Annotated in this window: 18 protein-coding genes; 6 read left to right on the forward strand and 12 right to left on the reverse strand. The window is 74.1% G+C overall.

Features of this window, described 5'->3' with window-relative positions; translation table 11 throughout:
- Nucleotides 1–91: 91 nt before the first annotated feature.
- Both ABZ923_RS23860 and ABZ923_RS23865 read right to left on the reverse strand, forming a co-directional pair.
- A complete protein-coding gene (locus ABZ923_RS23860) occupies nucleotides 92–772 on the reverse strand; it encodes a response regulator transcription factor (protein WP_361475161.1) in 681 nt (226 codons plus the stop codon).
- 79 nt (nucleotides 773–851) lie between these two features.
- Nucleotides 852–2111 carry a histidine kinase gene (locus ABZ923_RS23865; RefSeq protein WP_361475163.1) on the reverse strand — a complete coding sequence of 420 codons (1260 nt, stop codon included), beginning with the start codon at nucleotides 2109–2111 and terminating at the stop codon, nucleotides 852–854.
- Between the two features lie 201 nt (nucleotides 2112–2312).
- On the opposite strand from ABZ923_RS23865, the gene ABZ923_RS23870 reads away from it, so the two are divergent.
- The gene (locus ABZ923_RS23870) at nucleotides 2313–2516 is read left to right on the forward strand and encodes a hypothetical protein (protein WP_361475165.1); all 204 of its coding nucleotides are present in this window, start codon (nucleotides 2313–2315) and stop codon (nucleotides 2514–2516) included.
- Nucleotides 2517–2540: 24 nt separating this feature from the next.
- Here the strand turns inward: ABZ923_RS23870 and ABZ923_RS23875 are convergent, their stop codons facing one another.
- Nucleotides 2541–2936 carry a ribonuclease domain-containing protein gene (locus ABZ923_RS23875; protein WP_361475167.1) on the reverse strand — a complete coding sequence of 132 codons (396 nt, stop codon included), beginning with the start codon at nucleotides 2934–2936 and terminating at the stop codon, nucleotides 2541–2543.
- A gap of 85 nt (nucleotides 2937–3021) precedes the next feature.
- Nucleotides 3022–3930, reverse strand: a complete 909-nt coding sequence (locus tag ABZ923_RS23880; protein WP_361475169.1) for a DMT family transporter — start codon at nucleotides 3928–3930, stop codon at nucleotides 3022–3024.
- A gap of 130 nt (nucleotides 3931–4060) precedes the next feature.
- Between ABZ923_RS23880 and ABZ923_RS23885 the strand changes: the two genes are divergently transcribed.
- Nucleotides 4061–4540: a hypothetical protein gene (locus ABZ923_RS23885; RefSeq protein WP_361475171.1), complete on the forward strand. Its 480-nt coding sequence runs from the start codon at nucleotides 4061–4063 to the stop codon at nucleotides 4538–4540.
- 35 nt (nucleotides 4541–4575) lie between these two features.
- Here the strand turns inward: ABZ923_RS23885 and ABZ923_RS23890 are convergent, their stop codons facing one another.
- The 5 genes from ABZ923_RS23890 to allB form a co-directional block, all read right to left on the reverse strand.
- Nucleotides 4576–4818, reverse strand: a complete 243-nt coding sequence (locus ABZ923_RS23890; protein WP_361475173.1) for a hypothetical protein — start codon at nucleotides 4816–4818, stop codon at nucleotides 4576–4578.
- A gap of 64 nt (nucleotides 4819–4882) precedes the next feature.
- On the reverse strand, nucleotides 4883–5509 hold the full coding sequence (locus ABZ923_RS23895; RefSeq protein WP_361475175.1) for a dihydrofolate reductase family protein: 627 nt from the start codon (nucleotides 5507–5509) through the stop codon (nucleotides 4883–4885).
- 103 nt (nucleotides 5510–5612) lie between these two features.
- A complete protein-coding gene (locus tag ABZ923_RS23900) occupies nucleotides 5613–6419 on the reverse strand; it encodes an AIM24 family protein (protein ID WP_361475177.1) in 807 nt (268 codons plus the stop codon).
- Between the two features lie 126 nt (nucleotides 6420–6545).
- Nucleotides 6546–7661 (reverse strand): allantoicase, encoded by a 1116-nt coding sequence (gene alc / locus ABZ923_RS23905; RefSeq protein WP_361475179.1) that lies wholly within the window; start codon nucleotides 7659–7661, stop codon nucleotides 6546–6548.
- A 48-nt stretch (nucleotides 7662–7709) separates the two neighbouring features.
- Nucleotides 7710–9050 carry an allantoinase AllB gene (allB, locus tag ABZ923_RS23910; RefSeq protein ID WP_361475181.1) on the reverse strand — a complete coding sequence of 447 codons (1341 nt, stop codon included), beginning with the start codon at nucleotides 9048–9050 and terminating at the stop codon, nucleotides 7710–7712.
- Between the two features lie 273 nt (nucleotides 9051–9323).
- Between allB and ABZ923_RS23915 the strand changes: the two genes are divergently transcribed.
- A complete protein-coding gene (locus ABZ923_RS23915) occupies nucleotides 9324–10121 on the forward strand; it encodes an IclR family transcriptional regulator (RefSeq protein WP_361475183.1) in 798 nt (265 codons plus the stop codon).
- Nucleotides 10122–10487: 366 nt separating this feature from the next.
- Here ABZ923_RS23915 and ABZ923_RS23920 read toward each other — a convergent pair whose 3' ends face one another.
- Nucleotides 10488–10802: a DUF5955 family protein gene (locus tag ABZ923_RS23920; RefSeq protein WP_361475185.1), complete on the reverse strand. Its 315-nt coding sequence runs from the start codon at nucleotides 10800–10802 to the stop codon at nucleotides 10488–10490.
- A gap of 144 nt (nucleotides 10803–10946) precedes the next feature.
- Between ABZ923_RS23920 and ABZ923_RS23925 the strand changes: the two genes are divergently transcribed.
- Both ABZ923_RS23925 and aceB read left to right on the forward strand, forming a co-directional pair.
- Nucleotides 10947–11555: a nucleotidyltransferase family protein gene (locus ABZ923_RS23925; protein ID WP_361475187.1), complete on the forward strand. Its 609-nt coding sequence runs from the start codon at nucleotides 10947–10949 to the stop codon at nucleotides 11553–11555.
- 184 nt (nucleotides 11556–11739) lie between these two features.
- Entirely contained in the window at nucleotides 11740–13365 is a 1626-nt protein-coding gene (gene aceB, locus ABZ923_RS23930) for a malate synthase A (RefSeq protein WP_361475189.1), read from the forward strand.
- A 52-nt stretch (nucleotides 13366–13417) separates the two neighbouring features.
- On the opposite strand, the gene ABZ923_RS23935 is transcribed toward aceB, so the two are convergent.
- On the reverse strand, nucleotides 13418–14332 hold the full coding sequence (locus ABZ923_RS23935; RefSeq protein WP_361475191.1) for a HipA family kinase: 915 nt from the start codon (nucleotides 14330–14332) through the stop codon (nucleotides 13418–13420).
- Between the two features lie 20 nt (nucleotides 14333–14352).
- A complete protein-coding gene (locus ABZ923_RS23940; protein WP_361475193.1) occupies nucleotides 14353–15852 on the reverse strand; it encodes an IucA/IucC family protein in 1500 nt (499 codons plus the stop codon).
- Nucleotides 15853–15982: 130 nt separating this feature from the next.
- On the opposite strand from ABZ923_RS23940, the gene ABZ923_RS23945 reads away from it, so the two are divergent.
- Nucleotides 15983–17497 carry an IucA/IucC family protein gene (locus ABZ923_RS23945; RefSeq protein ID WP_361475261.1) on the forward strand — a complete coding sequence of 505 codons (1515 nt, stop codon included), beginning with the start codon at nucleotides 15983–15985 and terminating at the stop codon, nucleotides 17495–17497.
- Nucleotides 17498–17503 lie beyond the last annotated feature (6 nt).

Consider the following 17503-nt stretch of genomic DNA (forward strand, 5'->3'; position numbering starts at 1 on the left):
TCCCTCGTACTGGACGTACTTGGGTCTGCGCCCGGTGCGGCGAGAGTGCGTGCCAGGCGTCGCGGGGCAGGAGGGACTTTGCGGACACGGCCTAGTGCCCGGCCTCGCCGTCCAACAGCCCCGCGTCGTAGGCGAGCAGGGCGATCTGGACACGGTTGTCGAGGCCGAGCTTGGCGAGGATGCGGGAGACGTGCGCCTTGACGGTGGCCACGCTCATGAACAGCTCCGCGGCGATCCCGGCGTTGGCGAGTCCACGGCCGACGGCGACGGCGACCTCGCGTTCGCGGTCGTTGAGGACGGCGAGCCGGTCGCGCGCGCGGGTCCGGCGGGAGTCGGCGGCGCTGCCGGCCGCGTGCCGCATCAGCTGCCGGGTGACGGCGGGCGACAGGACCGGGTCGCCGGCCGCGACCCGGCGGACGGCGTCGACGATCTCGGCGGGCGGGGTGTCCTTGAGCACGAAGCCGGCGGCACCGGCGCGCAGGGCGTGCAGCACCTGTTCGTCGGCGTGGAAGGTGGTCAGCACCACGACCTGCGGCGCGTCCGGCCGCGCCCGCAGCCGCCGGGTCGCGGTGATGCCGTCCACCGACGGCATCCTGATGTCCATCAGCACGACGTCCGGCCGGGCCCGCCGCGCGAGTTCCTCGGCCTCCCCGCCGTCGGCGGCCTCACCGACGATCTCGATGCCCTCGGCCCCGCCGATCATCAGCGCCAGGCCGGCGCGTACGAGGGGGTCGTCGTCCACGAGGAGGAGTCTGATCGGCGTCGCAGTCATGGGGTTACGTAATCACGCGCGGCGGACGGGGGCAGCGGCCCGGGGCCGCCTCCCGAACGGGGCCCGGTGCGGGCCGCGTTCAGGCGCGGGGCCACGGCAGCCACCCCCGTACCTCGAAGCCCCCGTCGGGGCGCGGGCCGTGCCGCAGGTGTCCCCCGGCCAGCGTGGCGCGTTCCGTGAGGCCGATCAGGCCCTGGCCGGAGCCGGGGACCGGGGGCGCCTCGGCGGGTGGGGCGGGGTGGGTGACCGTGACCGTCAGGCCGTCGCCGGGGGTGCCGGTGAGGCGGACCGTGACCTCGGTGCCGGGGGCGTGTTTGCGGGCGTTGGTCAGGGCCTCCTGGGCGATGCGGTAGGCGGTGCGGCCGACGGAGGCGGGGACGGCGGCCGGGTCGGCGACGCCGTGGTCGAGGGTGACCTGCATGCCGGCCTCGCGGGACTCGGCGACCAGGGCGTGCAGCGCGGCCAGCGTCGGCTGGGGGCGCCCGCCGGAGGGCTCGTCGGCGTCGCCGGCCCGCAGCACCCCGATGATCTCCCGCAGGTCCTGCAGCGCCTCGTGGGCGCTCTCCCGGATCACCCCGGCGGCCCGCGCGACCTCCTCGCGGGGCGCGTCCGGCCGGAACTCCAGGGCGCCCGCGTGCACGCTCAGCAGGGTGAGCCGGTGGGCGAGCACGTCGTGCATCTCTCGGGCGATGGCCTCGCGGGCCAGCCGCTGCGCCTGCTCCGCCCGCAGCCGGGCCTCGGCCTCCGCGTGCCGGGCGCGGTCGCGCAGGCTCAGCAGGAGCTGCCGTTTGGACCGGACGAACATGCCCCAGCCGACCATCGCCGTGGTGAGCAGCACGCCCGAGGCGACCGCCACGGCGTACGGCACGTCGGGGTCGGGCCGCAGCCGGAAGAAGACCGGGAGCAGCGCCACGGACGCCCCGCCCGCCCAGGCCACGTACCGGAAGGGCCGGTGCACGGCGAGCGTGAACAGGGCGACCACGCCCGCGCCGCCCGCGGTGTTCGACAGGAAGGCGACCGGCACCATCGCCGCGGCGAGCTGGGCCGGCCACCGGCGCCGCAGCCACACCGCGCCGCAGGCGAGCGCGCCCAGCACCTGGTCCAGGGCGGCGTAGCCGTCCGGGAGGTCCTCGTGCCGCAGGGTGTCCGCGCTCAGCAGGCCGATGAACACGGCCAGCAGGAAGCAGAGGAAGTCGACCACCCAGTCGCGCGCGGTGCGCCGGGGCCGCCGGCCGGAGGCCGCGGCGTCCGGGTCCAGTTCGTGGACCAGCGCGGACGGGTACAGCCAGCGACGTCCCGCGAACTCCTGCGGCGCCCGCGCCCCTTCGTCTGTGCTCACGGTCGGCCAATCTACGCACCGCCGGCGCCGTGTCGTCGTCCCGTGCCCGCGATCGCCTACCGGAGGACCGGGATCGTCGACCCAAGTCGCACCGTGGTGGACTTTCGTCGACCGGCCGCCGGCCGGGGCGCAGCCTTTCGGCGCCGTGCGCTCGCCCGGCGGCCGATGGCCGGGAGGAGGCCGCGGGGCGAGAGTCGTGCCATGAAGCGTCTGCTGGAGTTCTTCGGGTTTCTCGCCCTGGTGCAGGGCACGGGCGGTCTGGCGTACGAGATCACGGGCAGGCTGCGCTGGGGCGTCACCCTGCGGTGGAGTGTCCTCGACGGCTACGAGCTCTACGCGAGCATCGCGCTGATCGTGCTGGCGCTGGCCCTGTTCGCCGCCGCCGAGAGCCGCGGGACCGGCTGACCCGCGGCCCCCGGCAGCGCCGGGTCAGCAGCCGAAGTCGATCAGGTCGAACGTGGCGTAGTGGTCGGGGGTGTAGTAGTCCTCCTGGTACTCCCCGCCCGTGACGATGCGGCGGGCGCCGCGGGTGGAGGAGCCGGGGGTCTTGACCGTGTACTCGTGGTAGTAGCCCGACGGCTGCTTGGGCAGGACGCTCTCCCGGTTCTGGAAGACGACCCCGTCCTGCGCGTACGGGTAGGGGCCGCCGCGGGCGATCAGGCGCAGGGTGTCGTGGGCCTGCGACGGCAGGTCGCCGTAGCAGATGCTGCCGGCCGACGCGGCTGCGGCGTCGGCGGTGGTGGCGGTGACGGTGCCGCCCACGAGGAGGGCGGACAGGAGCGCGGCTGCGGCGCCGATGCGGGTGGCGCGTGGGGGGAATCTCATGCCCTCATGATGACGCGCGTAGACGTTGGCATGTCAACGTCAAGGTTGAAGATTTTCCTTTCAAGCCCGGGGAGTTTTCGGGGAGTTAACCTGCCGACCGGCGGCCCCACGCGGTGCCCGCGAGGACCAGTGCGCCGCCCGCGAGGCCGAGCGCGCCGAGCCGGTCGCCGCCCAGCGCGATACCGGCACCGGCGGCCCACAGCGGCTCGGTGCCGAGCAGCAGGCTCACCCGGGACGGCGAGGTGCGGCGCACCGCCCACATCTGCACGAAGAAGGCGAACACCGTGCACAGGGCCGACAGGAACAGCAGCCCCGCCCACTGCCGGGTGCCGAGGTCCGCCGCGACCGTCCAGGGCGCCGGGCCGCCGCCGGCGGCCGACAGCAGGGCGAACACGGCGACGGCGGTGCCGAGCTGGACCGTCGTCAGCGGCAGCGCACCGGCCTGCTGCACGGCCCTGATCCGGGACATGGCGAGGACGTGCAGGGTGCGGGCCAGCGCGGCGAGCAGCATCAGCAGGTCGCCGAGGGAGGGCCGGGTGAAGCCGGCGCCCTGGGTGAGCAGGACGACGCCCAGCACCGCCAGGGCCGCCGCGCCGAGGAAGGACGGCGTGGGCCGGGTGCGGGTGACGGCGGCCTCGGCGAGCGGGGTGAAGATCATGGTGAGGCTGATGATCAGGCCGGCGTTGGTCGCCGAGGTGTGCACCACCCCGTACGTCTCCAGCAGGAAGATCCCGGCGAGGACCAGCCCGAGCAGGGCCGCGCCGCGCCACTGGGCGCCGCTGAGCGCGCGCAGGGCCCGGCGGCCGGCGAGGGTCAGGGCGGGCAGCGCGAGCGCGAACCGCAGCACCAGGACGGCGAGCACGGTGCGGGCGGTGGTGATCTCCTTCGCCGCGAGGTAGCTGGCGCCCCAGCACACCGCAACGAGCAGGACGGGCAGGTCGGTGTGCCAGGCCCGGCGGGGCGCGAGCGCGGCGGGCACGGCGAGCGAGGACATGGGTGCGGCTCCCGGTCTCCGAAGGGGGGTGCGCAGACATCGGCGGCTCGCACGGGTCGCGCTCACCGTACCGGCGGCGACGATCTTCGGCCAGAGCTTTCCGGATGGTCGCGTCCGCCATGATGGGCGGGTGTTCTACGAGGACCTGAGCGCGTACGAGTACCTGGACGAGGACGCCTTCACCGACCCGGAGTCGGGCGTCTACGCGCTCTGGTACCGCCCGGCGTACGCCCGCTTGAACATCGGGTGGCTCGAAGCCGGCAAGCCGTACCCGACGGGAACCGTCCCCCCGGCGTTCGTAGCCGGGCTGAAGGCGGTCCAGCGGGTCCAGTGGATGAACGTCTGCCTCGGGCTGCACGCGTGCGACCTGTGCCCGGAGGCGGACGCGGCCCCCGAGGGGACCGGGGAGATCCGGATCCCCGGCGAGGCGGGCACCGCCTACGCCGCGCCGTTCCTGATCACCCACTACGTCACCGCCCACCGCTACCGGCCGCCGCAGGTCTTCGTCGACGCCGTACTCGCCGTCGACCTCGCCGCGTGGTCCGCCGCGCGCTGGCCCGACGTGCCCTTCCCCTGGGTCCCGGACGACGCGGAACGCCTGCTGGAGTAGGCAGGTCCGCTCCGCCCCGGCGCCGACGGCGCTGCTCAGTCGAGGTCAGAGGCTCGGTCCGGGAAGAAGTCGGCGCTTTGGACGTACTCCATCGCTTCGGTGAACTCCGGGCTGCCGAGGCGGCGTTCCCTCTCCTGCGGGCTCAGGTCTTCCACGCGGGTCCGGATCCAGTACAGGTTGCCCAGCGGGTCGCGGACCCGCCCGACCCGGTCGCCGAAGAACAGGTGGGTGACCTCGGTGACCGAGGTGCCGCCGGCCGCGACGGCCTGCCGATGCACGGCGTCGGCGTCCTCGACGTAGAGGCTGTCCTAGAGGCGCCCGCCGCCTGCCAACAGGAATCGGCTAGGCCTCTTCGGGGAGGTCGTACGTCCCGTACTCGGGGCTGCCCGCGAGGTCGTAGGTCTGGAGGGAGATGCCCGAGCCGGTGACGTGGCCGGTGCGGTGGGCGAAGCGGGTGGGGAGCATGCCCTCCGTGAACAGGCGGCGGCCGGCGCCGAGGACGACCGGGAACGTCAGCAGGTGCAGGGTGTCGACGAGCCGCAGGTCCAGCAGCGAGCGGACCAGGGCGCCGCTGCCGTGGATCTGGAGTTCGCCGTCCGTGCGCTCCTTCAGTGCGGTGACCTCCTTCACCAGGTCCCCCGTGACGACGGTGGTGCCGGCCCACTCCGGGGCCCGGAGGGTGGTGGAGACGACGTACTTCGGCAGGGCGTTGAGCCTGCCGGCGATCGGGTGGGCGGGGTCGGTCACCTTCGGCCAGTAGGAGGCGAAGATGTCGTACGTGCGGCGGCCGAGCAGGAAGCCGCCCGCGCGGGCGAAGATCTCGGTGAGGTACCTGCCGGAGTCGTCGTCGGCGAAGGGGAAGCTCCAGCCGCCCTGGTCGAAGCCGCCGGAGGTGTCCTCCCGGGGGCCGCCGGGTGCCTGGTGGACGCCGTCGAGGGTGACGAAGATCGTGGAGACGAGGTTGCCCATGGCGGGTGCCTTCTTCCCGGTGCGGGGTCTGCGGTCGACAGGTCAGACCCCGCACCCGCGCGGAACTCATCGGTCCGGCCGCGGGTCCCCGGGAGGATCCGGCTCAGCCGGTGTGCGTGGAGAACAGCCCGCCGGTCGGACCCTGCTTGTCACCGCCCTGGGCCTTCTTCAGGGCGTTGGCGAGGCTCTCGATGGTGAGGGACTGCAGGATCACCCGGCCGTTGCCCTCCAGGGTGGCCAGGGACAGGCCCTCGCCGCCGAAGACGGCGTTCATGATGCCCTGCCGGTTGAGGCCGCCGACGCGCTGGACGCCGTACTGGATGCCCTCCTCGAAGGCGACCACGCAGCCGGTGTCGACCTCGATGCGCCCGCCGAAGTCGGCCGGGTTCAGGTCGATGAAGTTGCCCGCGCCGGCGATGATCACCGTGCCGTGCCCGGTGAACTTCTCCAGGACGAAGCCCTCGCCGCCGCTCATGCCGGTGCGGCCGCCGGCGAACGCGATGCCGAACTCGACGCTGGACTCGGCGGCCACGAAGGCGTCCTTCTCGGCGAACCAGGCGCGCGTGCCGTCCAGCTCCAGCGCGCGCATCTCGCCGGGGAGGACTCCGGCGAAGCCGACGGTTCCCTCGCCGCCCTGGGCGGTGAAGTACTGGAAGGCGAGCGACTCGCCCGCGAGCATGCGCTGGCCGACCTGCATGGCCGTCCCCATGGCCTGGCGGAGCAGGCCGCCCATGCCCCCGCCGCCGCTCTGCTGCTGCCCGCCGGACGGGCCGGACAGCCGGGTCTCCATGGTCACGTTCACGGTCTTGAACAGGAACTTGCCGGCCTCGCAGTACACGGTCTGGCCGGGGTGCAGGTTGACGACCGCCATCTGCATGGCGTTGCCGACGATCTCTTGCTGAAGGGTCACGGGAGGAGAACGCGAAAGGAGGAGGGAAGAGTTCCGGGAGCCCGGAACAGGGGGCCGCCCGGGTGACGCGCGCGGGGCGCCCCGGTGCTGTCCGGCCGGGGCGCCCCCGCGCGCGTGGGCGGAGGATCAGCCGCCCAGTTCCTGGTGGCGGGCGGCGAGACCGCTCGCGCCCTGCTCGGTCGGGGAGCCGAACAGGCGCAGCCGGGAGATGCCGCCGTCGGGGAAGATGTCGATCCGCGCGTGGGTGCCGACCGCCGGCTCCGGCAGGACGAACCGGTGGTTCGTGTCGGGCTGGAGGCGGGTGCGCGGGAGGATCTCGGTCCACGCGCCGCTCTCGCCGTCCTTGACCGACACCGACGCCCAGCCGGCGCTGTTGCCCTTCAGGTAGGCGGTGTCGATCTCGATCGCGCGGATCCGGGACTGGGCCGCGAGCCGGTAGCGGATCCAGTCGTTGCCCTGGTCGCGGCGGCGGCGGGTCTCCCAGCCGTCGTCCATCTTGCGGGAGCGGCCCGGCTGGATGGTGTTGGTGGCCGGGGAGTAGAAGAGGTTCGAGGCGTCCTCGACCCGGCCGCCGTTCTCCAGGGCGGCCACGTCGAAGGTGCCGAGGGCCGCGAGCCACTCCGGGTCGGGTACGACCTCGCCGTACACGCGCAGGCGGGCGACGCCGCCGTCGGGGTGCTGGTTGAGCCGCAGGTGCGTGAAGCGCTGCTCGGCGGTGACCTCGAAGCCGTTGGCCGCGTGGCCGCCGACGGGGGTGCGCGGGACGAGCGTCGTCCATTTCACGTCGTCGCCCAGCAGTTCCTCCGGGGACGGGGAGCCGGGCACCGAGGCGCCCTCGACGGAGACGGCCTGCGGGTAGTTGCCGCGGAAGTGGGCGGTGTCGACGACGATCCCGCGGATCACGCCGGGCGCGCCGAGCCGGACCAGCGCCCAGTCGTGGTCCTCGGCGGTCGGCCACGGGTGCTCGGCGGAGGCGCCGCGCCGGCGGCGGGTCTCCCAGCCGTCCATGACCTTGCCCTTGTGGCCGAAGTGCTCGGGGTCGAACTCGGCCCGCTCGGGCACCAGCAGGTTCTCGCGCTGGGCGAAGAACTCGTCGTTGGCGGCGATGACACCGGCGCCGAGCTGCCGGTCGGCGAGGTTGGCGTACCGGGTGAAGGGGAAGTCGGCGGTGCGGTAGTCCGCGTACGGGTCGCCGCCTCCGTAGGGGTTCGCGTCGCCGGTGAAGCGTGGTATCGCCGTCACGGGAATCAGGGGGTCCTTTCTGGAGTCGGGCCGGATGCGGGGGGTGGCTTACCGGGGGCGGCTGACCAAGGTGCCCTTCGGCTCGGTGAACGCGCCGTCCGCGACGATGCGTTCGCCGCGCAGCCAGGTGGACTTCACGACGCCGTGCAGGGTCCTGCCGGCGTAGGCGGTGACCCGGTTGCGGTGCTGGAGGCCCGCCGGGTCGACGGTGAAGGCCTCGTCGGGGGCGAGGACGGCGAAGTCGGCGTCCCGGCCGGGGGCGATGGCGCCCTTGCGCGCGTCGAGACCGGCCAGGGCGGCGGTCCGCGTGGACATCCAGCGGACGACGTCCTCCAGGCCGTGGCCGCGCTTCCGGGCCTCGGTCCATACGGCGGACAGGCTGAGCTGGAGTCCGGAGATGCCGCCCCACGCGGTGGCGAAGTCGTCGGTCTTCAGGTCCGCGGTGGAGGGCGAGTGGTCGGTGACCACGCAGTCGATGGTGCCGTCGGCCAGCGCCTCCCACAACAGGTCCTGGTTGGCGGCCTCGCGGATGGGCGGGCAGCACTTGAACTCGCTGGCGCCGTCCGGGACCTCCTCGGCGGTCAGGGTGAGGTAGTGCGGGCAGGTCTCGACGGTGATCCGTACGCCCTCGGCGCGGGCGGCGCGGATCAGCGGCAGCGCGTCACCGGAGGACAGGTGCAGCACGTGCACGCGCGCGTCCAGCCGCCGGGCCTGCGCGATGAGGCCGGCGATGGCCGTGTCCTCGGCGTCGCGCGGGCGGGAGGCGAGGAAGTCGGCGTACCTGGGGCCGCCGTGCTGCGGGGCGGCGGCGAGGTGGTGCGGGTCCTCGGCGTGCACGATCAGCAGCCCGCCGAAGCCGGCGATCTCGGCCAGGGACCGGGCGAGCTGCTCCTGGTCGAGGTGCGGGAACTCGTCCACGCCCGACGGGGACAGGAAGGCCTTGAAGCCGAAGACGCCGGCGTCGTGCAGCGGGCGCAGGGCCTTGACGTTGTCGGGCAGGGCGCCGCCCCAGAAGCCGACGTCGACGTGCGCCTTGTCGCGGGCCACGTCCTGCTTGATGCGCAGGTGGTCGACCGTGGTGGTGGGCGGGAGGGAGTTGAGCGGCATGTCGATCAGCGTGGTGATGCCGCCGGCCGCCGCCGCGCGGGTGGCGGTCCAGAAGCCCTCCCACTCGGTGCGCCCCGGGTCGTTGACGTGCACGTGGGTGTCGACCAGGCCGGGCAGCAGGACGTGGTCGCCGAGGTCCTCCAGCCGGGCCGTGGCCGGGACCTCGGCGTCGTAGGGCAGGACGCCGGTGATCCTCCCGGCGGACACGGTGACGGTGGCGGCCCGCGTCCCCTCCGGAGTGATCACGCGCGTGGAGCGCAGCACCAGTTCAGCGTCGGACACCCGAACCCCTCTCTCTACCGCCGTTTTACGTCCAGGAAACGGGATGTACACCCACGTAACGGATTTCAACGTTCTGTTGAAGGAGTCTTCACTCCCGCTTCTCCGCCGTCAAGAGGCACACTTCCGAGCAGGACGGCAGGAGCCGCCACCCTGGACGTTTCCACAAAGCGGAATTAGAATTCCAGCAAGCAGAACGTAGCTACGTACAAGCGGGGAGTCAACCGGCCGCCGGGTAGGCTTCTGCCCTCCCGCCAGTCCCGAAAGGAACGCGCCGTGCCGACGTCCAGCGCCAGCACCACCGACTCCGCCAAGCCCTCCGCCGCAGGCGGGGTGCAGTCCCTGGAGCGCGCCTTCGACCTGCTCGAGCGGATGGCGGACGCGGGCGGCGAGGTGGGCCTGAGCGAACTGTCCGCGGCCAGCGGACTGCCGCTGCCGACCATCCACCGGCTGATGCGCACCCTGGTCGCCTGCGGCTACGTCCGCCAGCAGGCCAACCGGCGGTACGCGCTCGGCCCCCGCCTGATCCGGCTCGGCGAGTCCGCGGCCCGGCTGCTCGGTACCTGGGCGCGGCCGTATCTGGCCCGGCTGGTGGAGGAGACCGGCGAGACGGCGAACATGGCGCTGCTCGACGGCGACGAGATCGTGTACGTGGCACAGGTGCCCTCGAAGCACTCGATGCGCATGTTCACCGAGGTGGGCCGCCGGGTGCTGCCGCACTCCACCGGGGTGGGCAAGGCGCTGCTGGCCGGGGTGCCGGACGACGAGGTGCGGGCGCTGCTGACCCGGACGGGCATGCCGGCCGCCACGGAGAAGACCATCACCACGCCGGAGGGCTTCCTCGCGGCGCTGGAGGACGTACGGCGCCTGGGGTACGCCGTCGACGACAACGAGCAGGAGATCGGGGTGCGGTGCCTCGCGGTGTCCGTGCCCGACTCCCCCACGGCGGCGGCCATCTCCATCTCGGGGCCCGCGGGGCGGGTCACGGAGGCGGCCACGGAGAAGATCGTGCCGGTGCTCCAGCAGATCGCCCGCGAACTGTCCGCGGCACTGGCCAGCCAGAACCAGGCCTGACGGAACACGACGCCGGCGAGGCCTGCGCCGGGGCTGCGCGCCGCCCGGCCGGCCGTCGGTCGCACGTCGGCGCAGGGGTCGCCCTCGGGCCAGGCGTGGGGGGCCGACCCGTACGGCACCGGGCGCCGGTCCGTTCACGGCGGCGCAAGGGTCGCCCTGGCCAGGGGGCCGGCCCGTACGGCACCGGGCGCCGGCGCCCGCGGCGTCCGGGGCGCACCCGCACGGCGGAGCCGGCACCCCGCGGGTCGGGGCGGTCGGGACCGTCGCCGGCCAGCCCGTCACGGTCCACCCGGCGTGCCTGGACCCGTTCCGCCGTGACCCGCCGTCGGCGTCGGGGCGACGAGCGGCAGCGGCAGCGGCAGGCGGCTAGTCGCGGGGTGGCCCGCCGAACAGGTCCACGGCTTCGCGTACCTGCGACAGCCCGCGGGCCAGCGCGCTCATCGAGCCTATGGCGCCGGCGATCAGTAACAGGGAGCTGCGCAGGCGCGGGATCTCCGGCAGGCCGCCGGCGGCCATCGCGGCCAGGGCCGCCAGCTCGTCCTCGGCTATCGCCCGGTCGGGGAAGTCCGCCGGTAACGCGGCGAGTTCGCGGCGCAGCCGGGACACCGCGGTCCGCAGTTCCGCCACCCTCGGATCCTCGTCGCTGCCGGTCACTGGCCTCTGCCCCAAGCTCCGCAACACAGCCCTCCCCCCTGGCACGCCGTCGTGCGCGGGTCAGTAAACGCCACGCCGTGCGGGAGCGCCACAGGGCGGACCGAAATTCAGCCCAACGGAACCGGTGCCGGAAAGCCGTCCGGTTCCGCCGCCGTCGGGTATGCAGGACCCATGACGGACAACCAGGATCTTCAGGGGGAGGTCGCGGGGCTGCTGCTCGCCGCCGGCGGCGGCCGGCGGCTCGGCGGGCGTCCCAAGGCGCTGCTGCCGCACCGGGGGCGGCCCCTGGTCGAGCACGCCGTCGGGGTGCTGCGCGCGGCCGGGTGCGAGCGGATCCACGTGGTGCTGGGCGCCGCGGCGGACGAGGTGCGCCACCGGGCCGAACTGGCCGGCTGCGTGCTGGTGGACAACCCGGACTGGGCAGAGGGCATGGGCTCGTCGCTGCGCGCGGGGCTGGCCTCGCTCGCGGCGACGGGAGCCCGGGCGGCCCTGGTGAGCCTGGTCGACCAGCCCGGTATCGGACCGGCCGCGGCGGCCCGGGTCCTCGGCGCGTACACGGACGGGACGTCGCTGGTCTCGGCCGCCTACGCCGGGGTGCGCGGGCATCCCGTGCTGTTCGGCGTCGCGCACTGGGCGGGCGTCACCGAGGCGGCCACCGGGGACCGCGGGGCGCGGGCCTACCTGAAGGCGCACGAGGCGGAGGTCCGGCTCGTGGAGTGCGGGGACGTCGCCGAGCCGTACGACATCGACACCGAGGCCGACCTGAGCCACCTTGAGTGAACGGGGTGGCACGCCGAGCCACCTTGCCTCGACCCGGAGAATCTCGACATCAACAAACCATTGAAGTTCCACGATGAGGAAACTACTATCCACTGATCAGAAGCGCCTGCCCGCACAGTCGGCGCTCTTTGCCCTATACGTGCCGCTAGGCACCCGGTGCCACCGCTGAAGGAAGTGACAGCTCATGTCCACACCAGCGCCGTCCCCGCTGGCCATCGTCGACGCCGAGCCCCTGCCCCGGCAGGAGGAGGTCCTCACGGACGCGGCGCTCGCCTTCGTGGCGGAGCTGCACCGGCGGTTCACCCCGCGCCGTGACGAACTCCTGGCCCGCCGGGCCGAGCGCCGCGCCGAGATCGCCCGCACCTCCACGCTCGACTTCCTGCCCGAGACGGCCGCGGTGCGCGCGGACGACTCCTGGCAGGTCGCCCCGGCCCCGGCCGCGCTGAACGACCGGCGCGTCGAGATCACCGGACCCACCGACCGCAAGATGACCATCAACGCGCTCAACTCGGGCGCGCGGGTCTGGCTCGCCGACTTCGAGGACGCCTCCGCGCCCACCTGGGAGAACGTGGTCCTCGGCCAGGTCAACCTGATCGACGCCTACACCCGGAACATCGACTTCACCGACGAGCGCACCGGCAAGTCGTACGCCCTGCGCCCGAACGAGGAGCTGGCCACCGTCGTCATGCGCCCGCGCGGCTGGCACCTGGACGAGCGGCACCTGGCCGACGCCGACGGCCGTGCCGTCCCGGGCGCCCTCGTCGACTTCGGCCTGTACTTCTTCCACAACGCCCAGCGGCTGCTCGACCTCGGCAAGGGCCCCTACTTCTACCTGCCGAAGACCGAGTCGCACCTCGAAGCGCGCCTGTGGAACGAGGTGTTCGTCTTCGCCCAGGACTACGTCGGCATCCCGCAGGGCACCGTCCGCGCCACCGTGCTGATCGAGACGATCACGGCCGCGTACGAGATGGAGGAGATCCTCTACGAACTGCGCGACCACGCCTCCGGGCTGAACGCCGGCCGCTGGGACTACCTGTTCTCCATCGTCAAGAACTTCCGTGACGGCGGGCCGAAGTTCGTCCTCCCGGACCGCAACGCGGTGACGATGACCGCCCCGTTCATGCGGGCGTACACCGAACTCCTCGTCCGCACCTGCCACAAGCGCGGCGCGCACGCCATCGGCGGCATGGCGGCCTTCATCCCGTCCCGCAGGGACGCCGAGGTCAACAAGGTCGCCTTCGAGAAGGTCCGCGCCGACAAGGACCGGGAGGCGAACGACGGTTTCGACGGCTCCTGGGTCGCCCACCCCGACCTGGTGCCGATCGCCATGGAGTCCTTCGACAGGGTGCTGGGCGACAGGCCGAACCAGAAGGACCGGCTACGCGAGGACGTCCGTGTCGAGGCCGCCGACCTGATCGCGATCGACTCGCTGGAGGCGAAGCCGACGTACGCCGGTCTCGTCAACGCCGTCCAGGTCGGCATCCGTTACATCGAGGCCTGGCTGCGCGGGCTCGGCGCGGTCGCCATCTTCAACCTCATGGAGGACGCGGCCACCGCGGAGATCTCCCGCTCGCAGATCTGGCAGTGGATCAACGCCGGCGTCGAGTTCGAGAACGGCGAGCGGGCCACGCCGGAGCTGGCTCGCAAGGTCGCCGCCGAGGAACTCGACGCCATCCGCAAGGAGATCGGCGAGGAGGCCTTCGCGGCCGGGCACTGGCAGGAGGCGCACGACCTGCTGCTGAAGGTGTCCCTGGACGAGGACTACGTCGACTTCCTCACCCTGCCGGCGTACCGGCAGCTGCGCGGCTGAGCCCCGCCGCGCCGAGCGGCCCGGGGACCTGCGCGGGCCGCTCGGCGGCGGGTCATCCGAGGTGCGCCGACCAGTCCTGTTCCGCCGCCGGCTTGCCGTGCAGGTCCGGCACCCGCTTCAGCCAGGCCGGGCGGCCCGCCTGGGTGCGTGCCGCGCGGTCGGCCTCCTCGGCCGCCAGCTGTTCGCGGCTCGGGAAGTCGGTGGGCAGCCACTCGGCCGAGAGCCGGACCCGGTCCAGGAGGTAACCGACGTAGGCGTCCCGGACGTCGTCGGGCGTGGCGAACCCGGCGTCCTCGGCCAGCCAGGCGTCCGGCACCTCGGCGACGATCCCGCGCAGCAGCTCCTCCGTCACGCGGGGCGCCAGTTCGGCGTCGGCGGCGCGCACGTCGGGGCCGTAGTGGCCGAGGGCGTGGTGCCGGAAGTCGTACCTGCGGCCCGGGGCCGTGGTGTCCCAGCGGTGGTGGAAGACGAGGGCGGCGCCGTGGTCGATGAGCCACAGGCGCGGCGGTGCGGTGCCGAGCGTGGGCCAGACCATCAGGTTGGAGCTGTGCACCGTACGGTCGACGTTCACGGTCAGCGCGTCCAGCCAGACGATCCGGCCGGCCTCCAGCGGGTCCACCGGGAAGGCCCGGGCGATCTCCGGGGTCAGGTCCACGGCGCCCGGCAGGTAGTCCATGCCGAGGTTGACGCCCGCGCTGGCACTGTGCAGGTCGCGCACCTCCTGGTGGGGTTCCGCGGCGGCGATGGCCGGGTCGAAGTGCACCAGGACCAGCTCCGGGAAGCGCAGCCCGAGCGCGCGGGCGAGTTCACCGACGACGACCTCCGCGACCAGCGCCTTGTGCCCCTGCGCCGAGCCGGTGAACTTCACGACGTACGTCCCGAGGTCGTCGGCCTCGACGACACCGGGTACGGAGCCGCCCGACCGGAGCGGGGTCACGTATCGAACAGCAGTCACGTCGCGCAGCACACCGGCCAGGGTACGGCAGGTCAGGCGGCGGCCAGCGGGTTCGGCAGGGGCAGGTAGCGGGCGTCCGCGCCGTCCGCGCCGGTCCAGCGCAGCAGCAGGTTGGTCTTGCCGGGCAGGGTGGGCGCGGTGAGCAGGGCGGGGATCTCGGGGAGCGGGTGCCGGGCGAGTTCGCGGCGGGCGGCGGGCCACGGGTCGAGGCCGGGGTGGTGGTCGGCGAGGGCGCCGGCGATCTCGGCGAGGTGGTTGACGACGAGGCAGTACACCAGCCGCTCCCAGCCGGCGGCCCGGGTGACCTCGGGCAGCAGCTTGGTGCCCTCGGCGTCCCGGAACAGGGCCTGCACGGGGGTGCCGGCCGGGTCGACGGCGACGAGCGTGTTCTGCAGGTGGGCCTCCAGGACGACCCCGTGCGCGTCGAACGCGGTCAGGGCGGGCGGTACGACCTGCCGCAGGTAGGCCTCCCACCAGCCGGCCGGGTCGGGGGCGGCGGCCAGCGGGCTGCCCTCGAAGCCCTCCGCGAGCCCGGCCGCGAGCAGCGGGGTCGCGCCCGGCAGCAGGTGGCCGCGCAGCCCGTCGCGGACCAGGACCGCCAGTTCCTCGAAGGCGAAGGCGGCGGTGCGGTAGCCGCGGTCGCTCAGCCAGGCCGCGGGCGGCCCCATCGCCGCGAAGGCGTGCCCGGCCGCGGTGTCCGTGCGGCGGAGCCGGCGCAGGTCGTGGCGCCACAGCCGGCGGATGTCGTTGGTGATGCGCACGTCCAGGCTGAACTTCAGGAACAGGTCGCGGCGCGGCTCGTACACCGTGCGGACGGCGGCCGTGGGCCAGGTGTCGCACGCCGTCGTGCCGAGCCGCAGCAGCCGGCCGTCGGCGAAGGCGGGGGCGAGGTCGTGGGCGACCAGGTCGAGCTGCCAGGGGTGGGCGGGCAGCAGCCGGTAGCCGGGCGGGGCGGTGCCGAGGGCGTCCAGGGCGCGGGTGTCGCCCTCCTCGGCCACCTGGTCCTCGCGGACGCCGAGCAGCACCATCGGGAAGCGGGCGTGCGCCTCGGGGGCGTACGGCAGCCAGGAGGCGACCGGGCCGCCGCCGCGCGCCTTGGGCGCCGGGTGGTAGGGGTGGCCGGTGAGCAGGGACTGCTCGGAGCGCAGGTACGGGTCCGCGGGGGCCGTGGCCCGGGCGCGGGCGGTGAGCAGGGCGGCGACCGCCTCCCGGCTGTCGATCATCTCGGCGGGCAGGTCGCCGCCGGGCAGCCCGGTGTGCCGGCGCAGCTCCTCGGCGACCAGTTTGACCAGTTCCGGGTGGCCGACCGGGTGCCAGGACCCGGCCGTGTACACCTCGGGGTCCGCGGGCCGCCGCCCGGCGCGCACCCGCAGCAGCCGTCCGTCCGGCAGCCGGTGCACGCGCCGGTCCCCGTCGTCCGGGAGCGGCTCGGCCACCTCCCGCAGCAGGCAGTTGAGCAGGGGCGCGGTCGCGTACGCGTCGGCGCGGCGGCCGACGGCACCGGTGGGGGGTGTGAGGTCCACGCGATCCATTCGTTCTTCGTCCGGGGGCCCCGCGGTCTTCCCCGCGCACGCCGGGTGCGCCGTCCGGGAGCCGGTGACGATCAGTATGGCTGCCGTCCCGGACAATCGTGGCGTGCCCCGTGTACCCGAGGAGCCGACCGTGCACCGTCCCCCCACCGCCGACGCCGGGATCGCCGAGGAGCTGGCCGCCGTCCGGCCCGGCCTGCTGCCCCGGTACACGGCTCGGCTGCCGGGCGCCCGCGCCGCCGTGCTGACCCGGCTGTGGCGGGCGCTGGCCCACGAACCGCTGCCGTGGCTCACCGGCCGGGTGCCGGGGGCGGACGGTCTCGCGCTGCGCCTGGCCGACGGCCGGACCCTGTACGGGCCGCCCGCGGACCCGTACGCCACCGGCGGGTACGTCACCGCCGTGCGCCTGGACCGGGAGCGGTACGACGATCCGGCGCGGCTGGTGGCCGCGCTCGGGGTGCGGCACGGGTCCGCCTTCGCTGCGGAACTGGCGCACAGCGTCGCCTCGCTGGCGCTGTCCCGGGCCGGCGCGGATCACCCCCAGGAGTGGCCGGAGCGGGACTGGGAGTGGGAGCAGCGGGTGGTCGACGGGCATCCGTTCCACCCGAACTGCCGGTCCCGGCCCGGTTTCTCGGTGGCGGACCAGCTGGCGTACGGCCCCGAGCACCGGCCGGTGGTGGAGCTGGGGACGGTGCCGGTGCCGGCGGCCGACTGCCTGCTGTCCGGAGACTGGCCGGACGAACTCCGGGACGGCGGACGGCTCCTGCTGCCGGTGCACCCCTGGCAGGCCGCGCATGTGCTGGGGCGGTCGTACGACGTCTGGCGCCCGGCCCGTCCGCTGATGTCCCTGCGCACCCTGGCGCTGCCCGGCGGCCCGCACGTCAAGACGGCGCTCAGCGCCCGGCTGACGTCGTCGGTGCGGGACATCTCCGTGTACTCGGTGCGGTCCGCGGCGTCCCTGTCCGCCTTCGCCGAGGACCTGGCGGCGCGCACCGACGGCCTGCTGCACGTCACCCGCACGCTGGGCGCGGCGACGGCCCACTCCCCCGATCTGGCCGCGCTGCTGCGGGAGTCGCCGCAGGTGTACGCGGGGCCGGGCGAGCGGGTCCTGCCGGTGGCCGCCCTCGCCACCACGTCCCTGCCCGCCTCCCCCGGCTGGCTGGCCGCGTTCGCCCGGCTGGCGCTCACGGTGGGCCTGCGTCTGCTGGACCTCGGCGTGGCCCTGGAGGCGCACGGCCAGAACCTGCTGGTCGTCCTGGCGGCCGACGGCAGCCCGCGGCGCCTGGTCTACCGGGACCTGGCCGACATCCGGATCAGCCCCGCCCGGCTGGCCCGGCACGGCATCACCCCGCCCGGCCTCACCGGCCGCCTGATCACCGACGACGACACCGCCCTGCGCCGCAAGCTGTTCGGGTCGCTGGTGGCGGGCGCGCTGGCCGCCACGGCGGGCTCGGGACCGGCCCTCGGCGCGGCCCTCGCCGCCGCCCTGCCGGACCTGGCGCCGACCCCCGACCTGCCGGCACTACGTCAGGAACCACTGCCCACGAAGGCGTTGACGCTGATGCGGCTGTCCCCGGGGACGCCGGGCGACCAGTGGACCTCCCTGCCGAACCCGCTCGTTTTGGAGCCCGGCCCGTCTGATCAATAGGATCCG

Source organism: Streptomyces sp. NPDC046881 (assembly GCF_040645015.1).
GTDB lineage: Bacteria > Actinomycetota > Actinomycetes > Streptomycetales > Streptomycetaceae > Streptomyces.